The sequence below is a fragment of the Streptomyces alboflavus genome, assembly GCF_000716675.1.
GTDB lineage: Bacteria > Actinomycetota > Actinomycetes > Streptomycetales > Streptomycetaceae > Streptomyces > Streptomyces alboflavus.
In genome coordinates, this window is record NZ_JNXT01000018.1 from 1 (window position 1) to 15,763 (window position 15,763).

Genomic DNA, 15,763 nt, shown 5'->3' on the forward strand with positions numbered 1-15,763 from the left:
ATACGGGGGTGACCCACTCCGGGCTGAAGGTGCCGGGCTGTCGGCGAGGCCCGGTGCAAGTTTGGGCGGGCGGGTGGGAGAGAGCCCGTCCGGCGCTTGAGGACGAGCGCGCAGCGCGACCCGACGGCGCCCCGCTCCGGGCTGAGGGCGCCGGGCTGTTGCCCGGCCAGGTGCAAGCTCGGGCGGCCCGGAATTCGCCCGCCGCACAGAGCGGCGAACGCGGCGGGACCCGGCTGGGGGAACGGGACGCCGCCGCGCTCAGCGCACGAGAGCCGCCGCATCACCTCGGATGCGGCGGCTCCCCGAACAGCTCAACGGCCCCTCTGACGCCCGCGAGCGCACCGGTCAGCGCACTGACCGAGCCGATCGAACTCGCGACAAGCAGCAGCGAACGCCGCAGCCTGCGGGCCTCGGGCGCGCCCGTCGCGGCCATGGCGGCGAGGGCCGCTAACTCGTCCTCCGCTATCGCCCGGTCCGGGAACTCGCCCGGGTACGCGGCCAGTTCGCGGCGCAGCCGGGACACGGCCGCCCGCAGTTCCGTCACCCGCGGATCCTCGAAGTTTCCCCTCACGGCTCTCTGCCCCACGCTCCGCAACACAGCTCTCCCCCTCGCACGTCGTTGTGCGCCTGTACGCGCGCGGACCCGGGCGGACCCGCCGCGGCGGCCGGACACCGAAGGGGCGCGGGCGCGGGCCGATGAGGCCACAGCGCGACGCAGGCGTCACTTTCGGCCACGCCCCCGGCCGGAACAGGGTCCCCAGAACCCATGCGGTAAGCAAGAGTCATGACCGAATCACTGTCACCTTCCGCCCCCACCGCCCCCGTCGAGGTCGTCGGCCTGCTGTTGGCCGCGGGCGGCGGCCGGCGCCTCGGCGGGTGCCCGAAGGCCCTGCTGGAGCATCGCGGCGAGCTGTTCGTGGAGCGGGCGGTGCGGGCGCTGCGGGACGGCGGCTGCACCCGCGTGCACGTGGTGCTCGGCGCCACCGCCGATGTCGTACGGGAGCGGGCGGACCTGCCCGGGTGCGTCCTGGTGGACAACCCGGACTGGCGCGAGGGCATGGGGTCCTCGCTGCGGGCGGGGCTCGCCTCGCTGCGGGAGAGCGGGGCGGGGGCGGCCCTTGTGTGCCTGGTGGACCAGCCGGGCATCGGCGCGGCGGCGGTGGCCCGGGTGCGGGCCGCGTACCGCTCGCCGGGGACGCTCGCGGCGGCGACGTACGCGGGCGAGCGCGGCCACCCCGTGCTGTTCGGCGCGGACCACTGGGACGGCATCGCGGCGAGCGCGACGGGCGACCGGGGCGCGCGGGCCTACCTGAAGGAGCACGCCGGGGCCGTCGTGGCCGTCGAGTGCGGGGACGTGGCCGAGCCGTCCGACATCGACACGTTCTCCGACTTGGAGCGGCTGGAGTGAGCTGGTCAACTTGGAGTGACGGGCATGGCACTCAGCGCCATGTTCTGTCGACGGAGAGAATCTCGACGTCAACAAACCATTGAACTTCCACTATGAGGAAACTAGTATCCACTGCTCAGAAGCGCCCGACCCGGTGGACGGCGCCCGCAGCCGTATCTCGGCCCCGCGGCACGGAGTGCCGCGACGACCGGCCCGGCGGCTGTCGGGGCAGCGCACCGCCCGTGAAGCAAGCTCGCTGAAGGAAGTGACAGCTCATGTCCGCACCAGCGCCGTCCCCGCTGGCCATCGTCGACGCCGAGCCCCTGCCCCGGCAGGAAGAGGTCCTCACCCCCGCGGCCCTCGCCTTCGTGGCCGAGCTGCACCGGAGGTTCACGCCCCGGCGTGACGAGCTCCTCGCCCGCCGCGCGGAGCGTCGCGCCGAGATCGCCCGCACCTCGACCCTGGACTTCCTCCCGGAGACCGCCGCGATCCGCGCGGACGACTCCTGGAAGGTGGCCCCCGCCCCGGCCGCCCTGAACGACCGCCGGGTGGAGATCACCGGCCCCACCGACCGCAAGATGACCATCAACGCGCTCAACTCCGGCGCGAAGGTCTGGCTCGCCGACTTCGAGGACGCCTCGGCTCCCACCTGGGAGAACGTGATCCTCGGCCAGCTGAACATGACCGACGCCTACGAGCGCCGCATCGACTTCACGGACGAGCGCACCGGCAAGTCGTACGCCCTGAAGGACGCGGGCGAACTCGCCACCGTCGTGATGCGCCCGCGCGGCTGGCACCTGAACGAGCGGCACCTCACCGACGCGGACGGCGCACCGGTCCCGGGCGCCCTCGTCGACTTCGGCCTGTACTTCTTCCACAACGCCCAGCGCCTGATCGACCTCGGCAAGGGCCCGTACTTCTACCTCCCGAAGACGGAGTCGCACCTGGAGGCCCGCCTCTGGAACGAGATCTTCGTCTTCGCGCAGGACTACGTCGGCGTCCCGCAGGGCACCGTCCGCGCCACCGTCCTCATCGAGACCATCACGGCCGCGTACGAGATGGAGGAGATCCTCTACGAACTGCGCGACCACGCCTCCGGTCTGAACGCCGGACGCTGGGACTACCTCTTCTCCATCGTCAAGAACTTCCGTGACGGCGGCCAGAAGTTCGTCCTGCCGGACCGCAACCTGGTCACGATGACGGCCCCGTTCATGCGCGCCTACACCGAACTCCTCGTCCGCACCTGCCACAAGCGCGGCGCGCACGCCATCGGCGGCATGGCGGCCTTCATCCCGTCCCGCAAGGACGCCGAGGTCAACAAGGTCGCCTTCGAGAAGGTCCGCGCCGACAAGGACCGCGAGGCGGGCGACGGCTTCGACGGCTCCTGGGTCGCCCACCCCGACCTGGTCCCGATCGCCCTGGAGTCCTTCGACAAGGTCCTCGGCGACAGGCCGAACCAGAAGGACCGGCTGCGCGAGGACGTCTCCGTGGCCGCCGGCGACCTGATCGCCATCGACTCCCTCGACGCCAAGCCCACCTACGACGGCCTGGTCAACGCCGTCCAGGTCGGCATCCGCTACATCGAGGCGTGGCTGCGCGGCCTCGGCGCCGTCGCCATCTTCAACCTCATGGAGGACGCGGCCACCGCCGAGATCTCCCGCTCCCAGATCTGGCAGTGGATCAACGCGGGCGTGGTCTTCGCGGACGGCACGCCCGCGACGGCCGAACTGGCCCGTGAGGTCGCCGCCGCCGAACTGGCCGCGATCCGCGCCGAGATCGGCGAGGAGGCCTTCGCGGCCGGAAAGTGGCAGCAGGCCCACGACCTGCTGCTCCAGGTCTCCCTGGACGCCGACTACGCGGACTTCCTCACGCTGCCCGCGTACGAGCAGCTCCGCTGACCCCACGCGCGCACCGCCGCCCCCGGCACTGAGAAGTGCCGGGGGCGGCGGGCCCTAGCGCTCCGAGTGCCCGAGGCTCCGCCCCGGCGCCACGATGTCGCGGACCAGGCGCTTCACGGCGGTCGGCTCGGGGAAGCCCTGTTCGCGGCGGTCCCAGACCACCGTGCCGTCGACGCGTACGACGAACACGCCGCCCGTTCCCGGCTTCAGGGCCAGCTCGGTCAGTTCGGCCTCGAAGGTGGTGAGGAGTTCCTGGGCGAGCCAGGACGCGCGGGGCAGCCAGCGGCACTGGGTGCAGTACTCGATCTGCACGCGGTGGGGCCCGGGCGGGGGCGTCTCGGCGGGGCGGTCGCTCATGGGTACCTCTTCGCGGGGCGCGGGTCGGGCTTGCCGTGCAGGTTCGGGACGCGCTTGAGCCAGGTCGGGCGGGACGCCTCGGTGGCCTGCGCCCGGCGGACGTCCTCGGCGGCGAGTTCGGCGCGGGAGGGGAAGTCGGTGGGGAGCCAGGTCGCGGAGGCGCGGGCGCGGGCGGCGAGGTAGGTGACGTACGCCTCCCGCAGGGCGTCGGTCGTGGCGAAGCCCGGCTCGTCGGCGAGCCAGGCGTCCGGGACCTCGGCCACGATGTCGCGGAGGAGTTCCTCGGTGACGCGTGGGGCCAGCTCCGCGTCGGCGGCCGCGGTGTCCGGGCCGTAGCGGCCGAGCGCGTGCTGGCGGAAGTCGTAGGGCTTCTCGGCGGTGGCGAGGACGGTGGCCGCGTCCCAGCGGTGGTGGAAGACGAGGGCCGCGCCGTGGTCGATGAGCCACAGGCGCGGCTCGCGGGTGCCGAAGGTCGGCCAGACCATCAGGTTCGAGCTGTGCACGGTGCGGTCGACGTTCGCGGTGAGGGCGTCGAGCCACACGACCTTGCCCGCCTCCAGTGGGTCGACGTCCAGGTCGGTGTCGGGGGTCAGGTCGCGGGCTCCCGGCAGGTAGTCCATGCCGAGGTTCAGGCCCGCGCTGGCGCGCAGCAGGTCCCGCACCTCCTGGTGCGGTTCGTGCGCGCCGACGGCCGGGTCGAAGTGGGCGAGGACAAGCTCGGGCACGCGCAGGCCGAGGCGGCGCGCCAGCTCGCCGACGACGATCTCGGCGACCAGCGCCTTGCGGCCCTGCGCGGAGCCGGTGAACTTCAGAACGTAGGTCCCGAGGTCGTCGGCCTCGACGATCCCGGGCACGGAGCCGCCGGCCCGCAGGGGTTCCAGATACCGGACAGCCGTCACTTCTCGCAGCACACCAGCCACCCTAACCGGCGCCCGCAAGCCATTTTTGGAGCGGGCGGTCCTTGATCCATAAGATCCTCCGATGATCACTGGAAAGCGGTTCGCGGCGGGCTTCTGTGCCCTGTTCGCGGCCCTGAGCATGGGGCTCTCGCCCACGTCCGCGGTCGCGGACGACGAACCGGACGACGGCGGGTCGGGGCCCGCCCCGAAGGTCGAGTTGCTGCTCGACGCGAGCGGGTCGATGCGGGCCCGCGACATCGACGGCAAGAGCCGCATGGCCGCGGCGAAGCAGGCCTTCAACGAGGTCCTCGACGCCACCCCCGAGAGCGTCGATCTCGGCATCCGCACCCTCGGCGCCAACTACCGCGGCGACGACCGCAAGACGGGCTGCAAGGACACCGAGCAGCTCTACCCGGTGGGCCCGCTGGACCGCGCGGACGCCAAGGCGGCGGTCGCCACGCTCGCGCCCACCGGCTGGACCCCGATCGGCCCGGCCCTCCTGAAGGCCGCCGACGACCTGAAGGGCGGCGAGGGCTCGCGCCGCATCGTCCTCATCAGCGACGGCGAGGACACCTGCCAGCCCCTGGACCCGTGCGAGGTGGCGCGGGAGATCTCCGCCAAGGGCATCGACCTCACGATCGACACGCTCGGCCTGGTGCCGAACACCAAGATGCGCGCGCAGCTGAGCTGCATCGCGGAGGCCACCGGCGGGACGTACACCTCCATCCGGCACACCGACGAACTCACCGACCGCGTCGGCCAGTTGGTGGATCGGGCGGCCGACCCCGTCGTCAGGCCCGTGGCGGTCGAGGGCGCCGCGAGCTGCGCCGCCGCGCCGGAGCTCAAGCCCGGCGTCTACACCGACCGCACCGGGTTCGGCGAGCACCGCTGGTACCGCGTGGACGTCGAGCCGGGGCAGGAGCTGCGCGCCTCGGTGAGCGTGGCGGCCGACCGGGCCGTGACCAACGACTACGGCGTGCTGATGCGGGCCGTCACCAAGCACGGCCGTGAGATCGTACGCGGCTCGGAGGCGGGCGACGGACGCACGGACGCGATCTCGACGGGCCTGCGCTACCCGAAGCCGGAGCAGGATGACGACGAGGCCGAGACGGAACCGGTCTGCCTCCAGGTGTCCCACTCCTACGCGCCCGCGTCCGGCGATGCGGCGGCCACGAAGGGCAAGCCGGGTCTGCCCGTCGAGTTGGCCGTGGACATCGTGGACGCCCCGGACGACGCCTCCGACGTGGCGGCGTTCGGCCTCGGCCGTGGCTGGTGGCTGCTGGGCGCGCTGGTGCTGACCGGCTTCGTCGGCGGCTTGGTGTGGGGCTGGGTGGCGCGGTGGCGCGTCGCTGTCTGGAGGACGAGCTGATGCGTACGACACGTCTGTTGGCGGCGGCGGGCCTCGCGGCCCTCACCGCACTCCTGGCGTCGGGCGCGGCACTCGCGGCCCCCACCGACAAGGACGACACGTCACGCTCCGACGCGGGCACGTCCTTCCGCACGGCCACGGAGATCGAGCAGGGCCACCGGGCCACGGCGAGCGCGTCGACCGGCGACTACCTGTACTGGTCGTTCCCCGCGGACGCCGGTCAGCGCCCCACGGTCAAGGCCACGGTCAAGCTCCCCGAGTCGGCGGCAGGCCGCCCCGACACCCGGTGGCGCGTCGACGTCTACGACGGCCTGAGGCGCCGCCAGCCCTGCATGTACGGCATGCAGTCGCGGCCCGCCGACGCGGCGAAGGTCGACCTCACCTGCGTCCTGCGCCCGGTCCGCGCCTGGTCGGACCCCTGGTCCAACGACCCGCTCCCGGGCACGTACTACATCCGCCTGACGGCGACGGGCCTGAAGACGGCCGACCTGGGCTCCCCCGTCACCGCCGAGGTCGAGGCGACGTCGAAGGACATCGGCGGCTCGGCAGCGGTCGACGGCACCCTGGCGAAGCCGCTCGTACCGGGCGCCTCGGTGGACACCGACGACACTGCCGACTCCGGCTCCCGGGCGGCCCTGTCGACAGCGGAGCCGGAGGACGGCTGGGCGTCGGGCTGGTGGACGGACCGCTGGCTCTGGACGGGAGCGGGCGGAGTACTCGCGGCGCTGGCGGGGATCGGCGGCTACGCGCTGACGCGCGGCAACGGAAGGCCCCCGTCGGGCGCCTGAAGGACGGGGGCAGATTTCAGCCCGTCCGGCGTTTGAGGACGAGGCCGAAGGCCGATCGGCGGCGGACTGTCCCACCCGAAGGGACCGTCCGCCCCGGGGTCCAGGGGCGAAGCCCATGGTTTCGGGAAGGGGTGGGACTGGGGCGCCCCCCGCGAGAGCCCCACCTCACCCCTCCCGCAACACCTTCGCCAACACCCCTTCCCCCTCCACCACCACACCCCCACTCCGCACAGCGTCCCCCCACCCCAACTCGCCCCGGGCAAGGGCAACACACACCTCCGCCGACAGCACGACCCGCGCGTCAGCGCAGACCTCGGCCTCCCCGCCCCCGTCGGCGTACACGGCCCGCCCCGCGCCCGCGTCCCCGAGCCACAGCAGGAACTCCCCCTCGTCGAGCCGGACATGCACGACCCCGTGCCCGCCGAGCGCCTCCAAGCGCCCCCGCAACGGCAGCGCGAACCAGTGCGCCCGCACGGCGTCGGTGGCGGCACGCTCACCGAGGTCGGCGGCCCCCCACTCCCCGAGCGCCTCAAGAACGGGCAGCAACGCCCGCCCGCGCGGGGTGAGTTCGTAGACGTACGCGGAAACAGGCGCGGCCATCCGACGCCGGGAGGCGATCCCGCCCTGCTCCATGTCCTTGAGCCGCGAGGCGAGCACGTCGGTGCTGACGCCGGGCAGATCGGCGTGCAGATCGGTGTACCGCCGGGGCCCGGCGAGCAGCTCGCGGACGATGAGGAGGGTCCAGCGGTCACCGACGGCGTCGAGAGCGCGGGCGGCGGCGCAGTACTGGTCGTAGCTTCGGCGCGGTCGGGTCGACGATCGAGGTGGCATGCGTCGCAGTCTAGACAAGGTGTTGGACTTTCCAAGCGGCAGCTTGGTAAAACCAAGTAACGCACGCCACGGGAGGCACAGCACATGGAGTTCCGGCAGTCGAGCAAGCTCAGCGAGGTCTGTTACGAGATCCGGGGCCCGGTCATCGAGCACGCCAACACCCTGGAGGAGGCGGGCCACAGCGTCCTGCGCCTCAACACCGGCAACCCCGCGCTCTTCGGCTTCGAGGCACCCGAGGAGATCGTCCAGGACATGATCCGGATGCTGCCGGGCGCGCACGGCTACACGGACTCGCGCGGCGTCCTGTCCGCGCGCCGCGCCGTGGTCCAGCGCTACCAGGCGCTCGGCCTGGACGACATCGACGTGGACGACGTCTTCCTCGGCAACGGCGTGTCCGAGCTGGTGACGATGGCCGTGCAGGCGCTCCTTGAGGACGGCGACGAAGTCCTCATCCCGGCCCCGGACTTCCCGCTGTGGACGGCCGTGACGACCCTGTCCGGCGGCAAGGCCGTGCACTACCTGTGCGACGAGCAGGCCGACTGGTACCCGGACCTCGACGACCTGGCGTCGAAGATCACCGACCGCACCAAGGCCCTGGTGATCATCAACCCGAACAACCCGACGGGCGCGGTCTACCCCCGCGAGGTCCTGGAGGGCATGCTCGACCTGGCCCGCCGCCACGGCCTGATGGTCTTCGCCGACGAGATCTACGACCAGATCCTGTACGACGACGCGGTGCACCACAGCGTCGCGTCCCTTGCCCCGGACCTGGTGGTCCTGACCTTCTGCGGCCTCTCCAAGACGTACCGGGTCGCGGGCTTCCGCTCCGGCTGGCTGGTGGTGACGGGCCCCAAGCAGCACGCGCGGAACTACCTGGAGGGCCTGACGATGCTGGCCTCCATGCGCCTGTGCCCCAACGCCCCCGCCCAGTACGCGATCCAGGCGGCCCTGGGCGGCCGCCAGTCCATCCACGACCTGACCGCGCCGGGCGGCAGGCTGTACGAACAGCGCGACCGGGCCTGGCAGAAGCTGAACGAGATCCCGGGCGTCTCCTGTGTGAAGCCGCGCGGCGCGCTGTACGCCTTCGCGCGCCTCGACCCGAAGGTGCACGCGATCCACGACGACGAGAAGTTCGTCCTCGACCTGCTGCTCCAGGAGAAGATCCAGGTGGTCCAGGGCACCGGCTTCAACTGGCCGCGCCCCGACCACTTCCGCATCCTCACCCTCCCGTACGCTGACGATCTGGACGCGGCGATCAGCCGCATCGGCCGCTTCCTGAGCGGCTATCGCCAGTAGCGAGCAGCCTTCGACAGGAGCGTGCGGTGGCCCTCTGCACCACTTGCCAGACGCCGTCCCTCACGCAGTTCGCCTCGCCGGACCTGGTCGCGAAGATCGTGTACGAGGGTCATGACGCCACGGACGACCCGGCCTGGCGGACGTCGGGCGCCGCCACCCTCGCGGACTACGGACGCTGGTGCAAGCACCTGTGCGGCATCACCTGCCTGCGGATGGCGCTCGGCCCGGACGCGCCGTCGCTGTTCGAGCTGCGCGACGGCGCGCTGAAGTACGGCGCGTACACGCAGGACGCCGAGGGCACGATCCGGGGCCTGGTCTACGCGCCGTTCGCCGAGTACGTACGCGAGGTGCACGGCATGGACGCGACCGTGCACCGCCACCTCGCGCTCGACGAGATCCCCGCCCTCCTGGACGCGGGGCGCACGGTGATCGTGTCCGCGCACTTCGAGATCCGGCGCCCGGAGCGGCCCGCGCCGGGCCGGGGCGGGCACCTGGTCCTCATCACGGGGCGCACGGCGGACGGCGCACTGCACTTCCACAACCCCTCGGGCATCGACGCGCGCACCCGCACGGCCGAACTGCCCCCGTCCCAATTCGAGCCCTTCTTCGCAGGCCGGGGCGTATCGCTCGGCCCGCGTGTGGACGCGTCGACCACGCGCTGACAGGCACTCATGACAGAACGTCACCTGCCCTGCCAGGATGGCGCGATGATGCATTCAGGCAGGGTCGCCGTCGTCGGCGGCAGCGTCGCGGGCTGTGCCATGGCGCTTGCGGCGCACCGTGGCGGAGCGGACGAGATCACGGTGTACGAGCGGGCGGGCGGCCGCCTCGCGGAGCGGGGCGTGGGCCTCGCCGTGCACAACTCCCGGTACGCGGAGCTGGAGTCGGCCGGGTACATGGACGCCGACATGCCGTGGGTGCAGCTGGTCAGACGCCGCTGGTACGTACGGGACGAGCGGGCGTCGGGCCCGCTCGGGCACCCGATCGGCACGATGCCCTTCCCCTTCCGCACCTACAACTGGGGCCCTCTGTGGGGCGAGTTGCGGCGCCGGGTGCCCGAGTCGGTGGAGTTCCGCACCGCCACGTCGGTGGAGGCCGTGCGCACGGGGGCGGTCGGCGCCGAGGTGGACACGGCCGAGGGCACCGAGCGGTTCGACGTCGTGGTGGGCGCGGACGGCTACCGCTCCGTGGTGCGCGCCGCCGCCCACCCGGGCCTGCGCGCCGATTACGCGGGCTATCTGGCCTGGCGCGGCGCCTATCCCGCCGGCCGTCTCGTCGACGCGCACCTGTGGGACGAGGAGGACTGCGTGTACGCGGTCTTCGACGGCGGGCACGTGATCATCTACCGGATCCCGGACGGCGTCGGCGGCCACCGCGTCAACTGGGTCCTGTACACCGCGCCGCCCCCGGACCTGGACGCCGACCTCGGCTTCACCAGCCCCACCAGCCTGCCGCCCGGCGGCCTCACCGACGCGCTCGGCGCCCACCTCGCGCACGTGGCCGACGCGCTCCTGCCGCCGTACTGGGGCGCCGTGGTCCGCGCGACCCGCCCCGAGGAGCTGTTCCTCCAGCCCATGTACGACTTCACGGCCCCCCGCTACGCCCTGGACCGGGTCCTCCTCGCGGGCGACGCGGCGACGGTCGCGCGGCCGCACACCGGCGCGGGCGCGGTGAAGGCGCTGCAGGACGCCACGGTCCTGGAGTCCGCCATCGCCACGGCGACGACCTGGCCGGAGGCCCTGGAGTCCTACGACACCGACCGCACGGTGGCGGGCCGCACAATGGTCGACCTGGGGCGGCGGCTCGGCCGGGCGCTGGTCGAGCGGACCCCGCGCTGGCGGGACCTGGACCAGGCGGGCCTGGAGTCGTGGTGGAAGCAGGCGGACGGCACGGGGGCGTTCGGGGGGCGCGAACTGCGGCCCCGGTGAGGGCGGGCGGGCCGGAGCACCGAGGCCCGTCGGCGCTGCTCCGCTGCTCCGGCCCTGCCCCGCCCCTGTCACCGGGTGCTACGGGCGCCGGGAACTAGCCGCCGTTCCGGTAGTGCAGGATGCCCCAGGTGATGTGCCCGTCGCGGCCGGCCGCGACCCAGCGGGCGAGACCGATCTTCATCTGCGTGAGGTAGTCGTGGCTGACCTGGGCGGCCAGCCCTTCCGCCTCCTGGCGCTCGGTCTCTTCGAGCACCCGCGCGTAGTGCGTGATCAGTTGCTCGCGGTGCTCCTCGAACCCGCCCGGCGAGGCGACGAACCCGAGCCGGGCGAGTTCGCGCGCGTAGAAGCCGGGTGAGCCCATGTCGTCGAGGTGGATGCGGTCGAGGATCGGCTGCAGCACACCGGGGGGACAGTCGTCGACGGCCATCGGGTCGGTGAAGATGAGCTGTCCGCCGGGTTTGAGGACCCGGGCGACCTCCTCCAGGACCCGGACGCGGTTGCCGCTGTGCAGGAAGGCGTCCTGCGACCACACCATGTCGACCTGGTCGTCCGGGTAGGGGATGTCCTCGAAGGACCCGTCGACGACCTCGATCAGGCCGGACAGCGAGCGGGCCGCGTTGAGCTCCTTGTGGCGCTGGTTCTCCACCTCGCTGAGGTTGAGGGCGAGCACGCGGCAGCCGTACGTCGACGCCAGGTACCGCGCGGAGCCGCCGTAGCCGGAGCCCAGGTCGAGGACCACGGAGTCCTCGGTGAGGCCGAGTCTGCCCGCCATCCGTTCGACGGTGCGGCGGCTGGCGTCGGCGATGGGCTCGCCGGAGTGGTCGTACAGACCGATGTGGATGTCCTCGCCGCCCCACACGCGGGCGTAGAAGTTGTCCGCGTCGGTGGAGTTGTAGTAGCTGCGGGCGACGCCGACCGCACCGGTGTACCGCTCGTCCTGCTCGTCGTCCGCGCGGTACTCCTTCTCCGCGACGTGCACGAAGAAGTCGGGCTGCTCGCCGCGGTAGGTGTGCTGGAAGTCGCCGTACGTCTCGATCTTCTGGAAGCCCACCTCCGACATCAGTCTGCGGGTGTAGTCCTTGCGCAGCGGAAACATGTTGAGGTGGTAGACGGAGTCGTCCGGGAAGCTGTACCGCATCCGCACGAGGCCCTCGTCGACGTACTCGGGCTCCACGGAGACGTCTTCGCCGCAGTAGTAGTACGTGTGCTTGCTGGTGTAGCCGTCGTCGAGGATCGCGTCGTAGTTGCGCTGGTCGAGGACGAGGATCCCGTCGTGCTTGAGCATCGCGTAGAACTCGGCGAGCGCCTTGCGGCGGTCGCGCTCCGAGAACAGGTGGGTGAAGGAGTTGCCGAGGCACACGATGGCGTCGTACGCCCCGTGCACGTCGCGGTTGAGCCAGCGCCAGTCCGCCTGGACGACCCGCATCACATGGCCGTGGTCCATGCCGTTGGCGAATGCCGCCGAGAGCATCTCCGCGCTGCCGTCCGCGCTGACCGTCTCGAACCCTGCGGCCAGCAGCCGCACGGAGTGGAAGCCGGTGCCGGTCGCGACGTCGAGGACGTCCTTCACGCCGCGTTTGCGCAGCAGGTCGATGAAGAAGTCCCCTTCGCTCTGTGCCCTCCTCTCCCAATCTATGAGCGAGTCCCATTTCTCCACGAAGCTGGGTACGTACTCCTCGGTGTAGTGGCCGGTTTCCCGTACTTCGACGGGGTTGTCGCCGAACTTCTGAGCCGGATGCACGATGAACACCCTTCGACTTCAATGGGGGATGGCCTGGGCACATCGCTATCCCAAGGCGGGTACCCCCATGCGTCCGCGCTTCGTATACATACGCTGGGCTGACGATTCGCCGACCGGAACAGGACCGCAAAAGCCATGGGTGATCTTCTCCTCGTACGTCACGGCGAGACCGATTGGTCCCTGTCGGGGCAGCACACCAGCTGGTCGGAGATCCCTCTCACGCAAAACGGACGCGCCCAGGCGCGGTCCGTCGCACCCCTCCTCGGCAAGTACCGCGTCGACGCGGCCTTCACGAGCCCGCGCGTGCGCGCGCGTGAGACCGCCGAGCTGGCGGGCTTCGGCGGTGCCCGTGTGGACCCCGACCTCGCCGAGTGGGACTACGGGGCGTACGAGGGCGTCACCACCGTCGAGATCCACCGCACCCGGCCCGACTGGTTCCTCTTCACGGACGGGGTCGCACCCGGCCCCGCCGAGCATCCCGGCGAAACCCCCGAACAGGTCGGGGAGCGCGCCGACCGCATGCTCGCGAAGGTCGACGCCGCCCTCGCCAACACCGAGGGCAGCGTCGTCCTCTTCGCCCACGGCCACTTCCTCCGCGTCCTCACCGCCCGCCGCCTCGGCTTCCCTCCGTCGGCGGGCGCCCACTTCCAGCTGGCCACCGGCACCGTGAGTCGCCTCAGCTACGAACACGGCCGCCCGGTGCTCGCCACGTGGAACGTGCGGCCGTGAGAGGGCTGGCCGGGGGCTCCCCAGTCCCGCCCCTTCCCGAAACCGGGGGCGCTGCCCCCGGGCCCCCGGGGGTGGGTGTCCCGTGCGGGTGGGACTGCCTCCGCCGAATCGCCGCTCCGCGGCTCGTCCTCAATCGCCGGACGGGCTGAGACGTTGCCGGGGCGGGCTGGGAATGTGCCGGTGAGTATCAGCCCGTCCGGCGTTTGAGGACGAGGCGCGGAGCGCCGATAGCGGGGGTCCGGGGGCGCAGCCCCCGGGTTCGGGAAGGGGCGGGGTTGGGGAAGGCCCCGCAGGGCCGATGTCAGTGCCACCGGGCACCATCGGAGGCATGGCCAAGCCCACGACACCCGCACAGCGCCGCGTCATCGCGGGGGCGGACCCGGTCACGGGCCGCCTCAGCGGCACAGAGGCCCAGCTGACCGCCCTCGTACGGCTGCGCCTCGCCTTCCGCCACCCCCGCCCCCCACACGCGTACTTCCTGACCCCGGCGGGCCACCGCGTCCGGGAGGAGCCGGAGTGGGCGGTCCCGGAGACGGCCCCGGTGGAGCCGGTCCCGGGCGTCTTCGCGGCCCGCACGGGCACGGAGGCCGGGAGCACCGCGGCGGAAGGCCCCGCGCGGCGGCGCGAGGTGCGGGACGCCTGGCTCGGCCTCGTCGAGATGCGCCGGATGACGAACGCGGACGCCGACCGGGAGAGACCGTGCGCGTGGGAGCGCGCGCACCTGGTGCAGGCGGCCGCGATAGCCCTGGAGGCGGCGGGCCGCACCCCGGCGGGACCGGGCCGCGAGGGCTATCGCGTGACGGCGACACCGCAGCCGGACGCGGTGGCGGTGCGGGAGCCGACCCCGGGGGGAGTCAGGGCCTGCGCCGAGGCCCTGGAGCGGGCGGGGTGGCAGGTGAGCGAGCACAGCGAGCGGACGGCGCCGGGCACGGCCGGGACGGCGGGAGCGGCGGGCGGGCCGGGGCGGTATGTCCTGGTGTCGCCCCGGAGGGGATGAGATTCGGCGGTGGCCGGAATGCCGCGCGTCGAAAGGCTGTTGGTGTTCAACCTGATGACATCCGTTGCAGTTGAAGGGAAAGCCGTGTCGCAGCACACTCCGCAGACTCCACACTCTCCGTCCGAGCCGTTCTCCGTAGGCATCAGCGTCCGCGGGTACGAAACCGACACGCAGGGACACCTCAACCAGTCCGTGTACTTGCAGTACGCGGAGCACGCGCGCTGGTCGGCGCTGCGGGCGGCCGGCATCGAGCAGCGGGACCTCATAGGGAAGGGCGTCGGCCCGGTCGCCCTGGAGAACACGGTGCGGTATCGGAGCGAGCTGCGGGCGGGGGACGAGGTGGAGGTGACCTGCCGGTTCGTGTGGGGTGAGCGGAAGACGTTCCGGATCGAGCAGACCGTCGTGCGGGCGGACGGCAAGGTGGCCGCGACGGTCTCCGGGCTCGGCGGCCTGCTGGACCTGAAGGAGCGGAAGATGGTGGCGGACCCGAGGGAGTACTTCAGGCTGCTGGCGTCGGACCCGCGCGTGCTCGGCCTCTGACTCAGCCGGTCGGCGGCTGGTCGGCGGTCAGCTCCGCGAGGTCGGCCGCGTCCAGGCGCAGCCCGGCCGCGGCGACGTTCTCCTCCAGGTGGGCGAGGGACGACGTCCCGGGGATGGCGAGCATCGCCGGGGAGACGGAGAGCGACCAGGCGAGGGTGACCTGCGCGGCCGTGGCGCCGTGCCGGTCGGCGACGGCCGCCAGGCCCGCGATGTGCGGGGCGCCCGCGCCGCCGAGAGGGAAGAACGGCACGTAGGCGATGCCCTGCCGGGCGCACAGGGCGATCATCGCGCGTGCGTCGGCGTCGCGGTGGCCGGGGCTGAATCTGTTCTGGACGGTGACGACCGGCGCGACGGCCTGGGCCTCCGCGAGCTGCGCGGGCGTGGCGTTGCTGACGCCGAGGTGGCGGATGAGGCCCTGTTCGCGGAGTTCGGCGAGGGCTTCGAAGCGGCCGTCGCCGGGACCGTCCGCGCCGAGGAACCGCAGGTGGACGAGGTCGAGGTGGTCGCGGCCGAGTTCGCGCAGGTTCCGGTGGACGTCAGCCTTGAGCTTCGCGGGGCCCGCGGCGCCGAGCCAGTTGTGGTCCGGGTCGCGGTCGGGGCCGACCTTGGTGGCGATGACCAGGTCGTCGGGGTAGGGGTGGAGGGCTTCGCGGATGAAGGTGTTGGCGGAGAGGTCCTTGTAGAAGTAGAAGGCGGCCGTGTCGATGTGATTGACGCCGAGTTCGACGGCGCGGCGCAGTACGGCGCGGGCGGCGCGGGGGTCGCCCGCCGGGCCTTCCCAGGTGCGGCCGGGCAGCCGCATCGCGCCGAAGCCCATGCGGTGTACGGGGAGGTCGCCGCCGAGGAGCCAGGTTCCGGCGGCGGAGGCGGGTACGGCGGCGGGCAGGTCGTTCGTGTTCGGCATGGCCACATCCTGGGGGCGCCGGGGCCGGTGAGGGCGCGAGTGGCACGTTGTTGCCAGTTCGGGGAGGCTGTCCCGGTCGGGGCACGGGGAGGGGAACGG

The 15,763-nt window shown here is 72.4% G+C and carries 16 protein-coding genes; 10 read left to right on the top strand and 6 right to left on the bottom strand.

From position 1 onward, the window contains the following. Positions 1-280: 280 nt before the first annotated feature. Positions 281-598, bottom strand: a complete 318-nt coding sequence (locus tag OO63_RS15460) for a DUF5955 family protein (protein ID WP_030360172.1) — start codon at positions 596-598, stop codon at positions 281-283. 186 nt (positions 599-784) lie between these two features. Between OO63_RS15460 and OO63_RS15465 the strand changes: the two genes are divergently transcribed. Both OO63_RS15465 and aceB read left to right on the top strand, forming a co-directional pair. Beyond that, positions 785-1,408 carry a nucleotidyltransferase family protein gene (locus tag OO63_RS15465; RefSeq protein ID WP_030360171.1) on the top strand — a complete coding sequence of 208 codons (624 nt, stop codon included), beginning with the start codon at positions 785-787 and terminating at the stop codon, positions 1,406-1,408. A gap of 254 nt (positions 1,409-1,662) precedes the next feature. Next, on the top strand, positions 1,663-3,285 hold the full coding sequence (gene aceB, locus OO63_RS15470) for a malate synthase A (protein WP_030360170.1): 1,623 nt from the start codon (positions 1,663-1,665) through the stop codon (positions 3,283-3,285). Positions 3,286-3,339: 54 nt separating this feature from the next. Here aceB and OO63_RS15475 read toward each other — a convergent pair whose 3' ends face one another. Beyond that, positions 3,340-3,642 (bottom strand): Rdx family protein, encoded by a 303-nt coding sequence (locus OO63_RS15475; RefSeq protein WP_051810910.1) that lies wholly within the window; start codon positions 3,640-3,642, stop codon positions 3,340-3,342. Then, positions 3,639-4,553: a HipA family kinase gene (locus tag OO63_RS15480; RefSeq protein ID WP_030360168.1), complete on the bottom strand. Its 915-nt coding sequence runs from the start codon at positions 4,551-4,553 to the stop codon at positions 3,639-3,641. The genes OO63_RS15475 and OO63_RS15480 overlap by 4 nt, the downstream gene beginning before the upstream one ends. A 70-nt stretch (positions 4,554-4,623) precedes the next feature. On the opposite strand from OO63_RS15480, the gene OO63_RS15485 reads away from it, so the two are divergent. Further along, positions 4,624-5,910, top strand: coding sequence for a VWA domain-containing protein (locus tag OO63_RS15485; RefSeq protein WP_030360167.1), 1,287 nt, complete (start codon positions 4,624-4,626; stop codon positions 5,908-5,910). After that, the gene (locus OO63_RS15490) at positions 5,910-6,698 is read left to right on the top strand and encodes a hypothetical protein (RefSeq protein ID WP_030360166.1); all 789 of its coding nucleotides are present in this window, start codon (positions 5,910-5,912) and stop codon (positions 6,696-6,698) included. Before OO63_RS15485 ends, OO63_RS15490 begins: the two co-directional genes overlap by 1 nt. A 165-nt stretch (positions 6,699-6,863) precedes the next feature. On the opposite strand, the gene OO63_RS15495 is transcribed toward OO63_RS15490, so the two are convergent. Then, positions 6,864-7,529 carry a winged helix-turn-helix transcriptional regulator gene (locus tag OO63_RS15495; RefSeq protein WP_030360165.1) on the bottom strand — a complete coding sequence of 222 codons (666 nt, stop codon included), beginning with the start codon at positions 7,527-7,529 and terminating at the stop codon, positions 6,864-6,866. Positions 7,530-7,613: 84 nt separating this feature from the next. Here OO63_RS15495 and OO63_RS15500 point away from each other — a divergent pair, with 84 nt between their 5' ends. From OO63_RS15500 to OO63_RS15510, 3 genes are read left to right on the top strand one after another with little or no spacing between them, the layout of a single operon-like run. Next, entirely contained in the window at positions 7,614-8,825 is a 1,212-nt protein-coding gene (locus OO63_RS15500) for a pyridoxal phosphate-dependent aminotransferase (RefSeq protein ID WP_030360164.1), read from the top strand. Positions 8,826-8,851: 26 nt separating this feature from the next. Beyond that, positions 8,852-9,487 (top strand): cysteine peptidase family C39 domain-containing protein, encoded by a 636-nt coding sequence (locus tag OO63_RS15505; protein WP_030360163.1) that lies wholly within the window; start codon positions 8,852-8,854, stop codon positions 9,485-9,487. Positions 9,488-9,535: 48 nt separating this feature from the next. Then, complete coding sequence (locus tag OO63_RS15510; protein ID WP_030360162.1) at positions 9,536-10,753, top strand: FAD-dependent monooxygenase; 1,218 nt, start codon at positions 9,536-9,538, stop codon at positions 10,751-10,753. Positions 10,754-10,847: 94 nt separating this feature from the next. Here OO63_RS15510 and OO63_RS15515 read toward each other — a convergent pair whose 3' ends face one another. Then, positions 10,848-12,494 carry a glycine/sarcosine N-methyltransferase gene (locus OO63_RS15515; RefSeq protein ID WP_031192603.1) on the bottom strand — a complete coding sequence of 549 codons (1,647 nt, stop codon included), beginning with the start codon at positions 12,492-12,494 and terminating at the stop codon, positions 10,848-10,850. A 135-nt stretch (positions 12,495-12,629) separates the two neighbouring features. Between OO63_RS15515 and OO63_RS15520 the strand changes: the two genes are divergently transcribed. From OO63_RS15520 to OO63_RS15530, 3 genes are all read left to right on the top strand, one after another. Next, positions 12,630-13,223, top strand: a complete 594-nt coding sequence (locus OO63_RS15520) for a histidine phosphatase family protein (RefSeq protein WP_030360160.1) — start codon at positions 12,630-12,632, stop codon at positions 13,221-13,223. A 328-nt stretch (positions 13,224-13,551) separates the two neighbouring features. Next, on the top strand, positions 13,552-14,220 hold the full coding sequence (locus OO63_RS15525; RefSeq protein ID WP_030360159.1) for a hypothetical protein: 669 nt from the start codon (positions 13,552-13,554) through the stop codon (positions 14,218-14,220). 84 nt (positions 14,221-14,304) lie between these two features. Further along, entirely contained in the window at positions 14,305-14,760 is a 456-nt protein-coding gene (locus OO63_RS15530) for an acyl-CoA thioesterase (protein WP_051810911.1), read from the top strand. A 1-nt stretch (position 14,761) separates the two neighbouring features. Here the strand turns inward: OO63_RS15530 and OO63_RS15535 are convergent, their stop codons facing one another. Then, positions 14,762-15,664 (bottom strand): oxidoreductase, encoded by a 903-nt coding sequence (locus tag OO63_RS15535; protein WP_030360157.1) that lies wholly within the window; start codon positions 15,662-15,664, stop codon positions 14,762-14,764. Positions 15,665-15,763 lie beyond the last annotated feature (99 nt).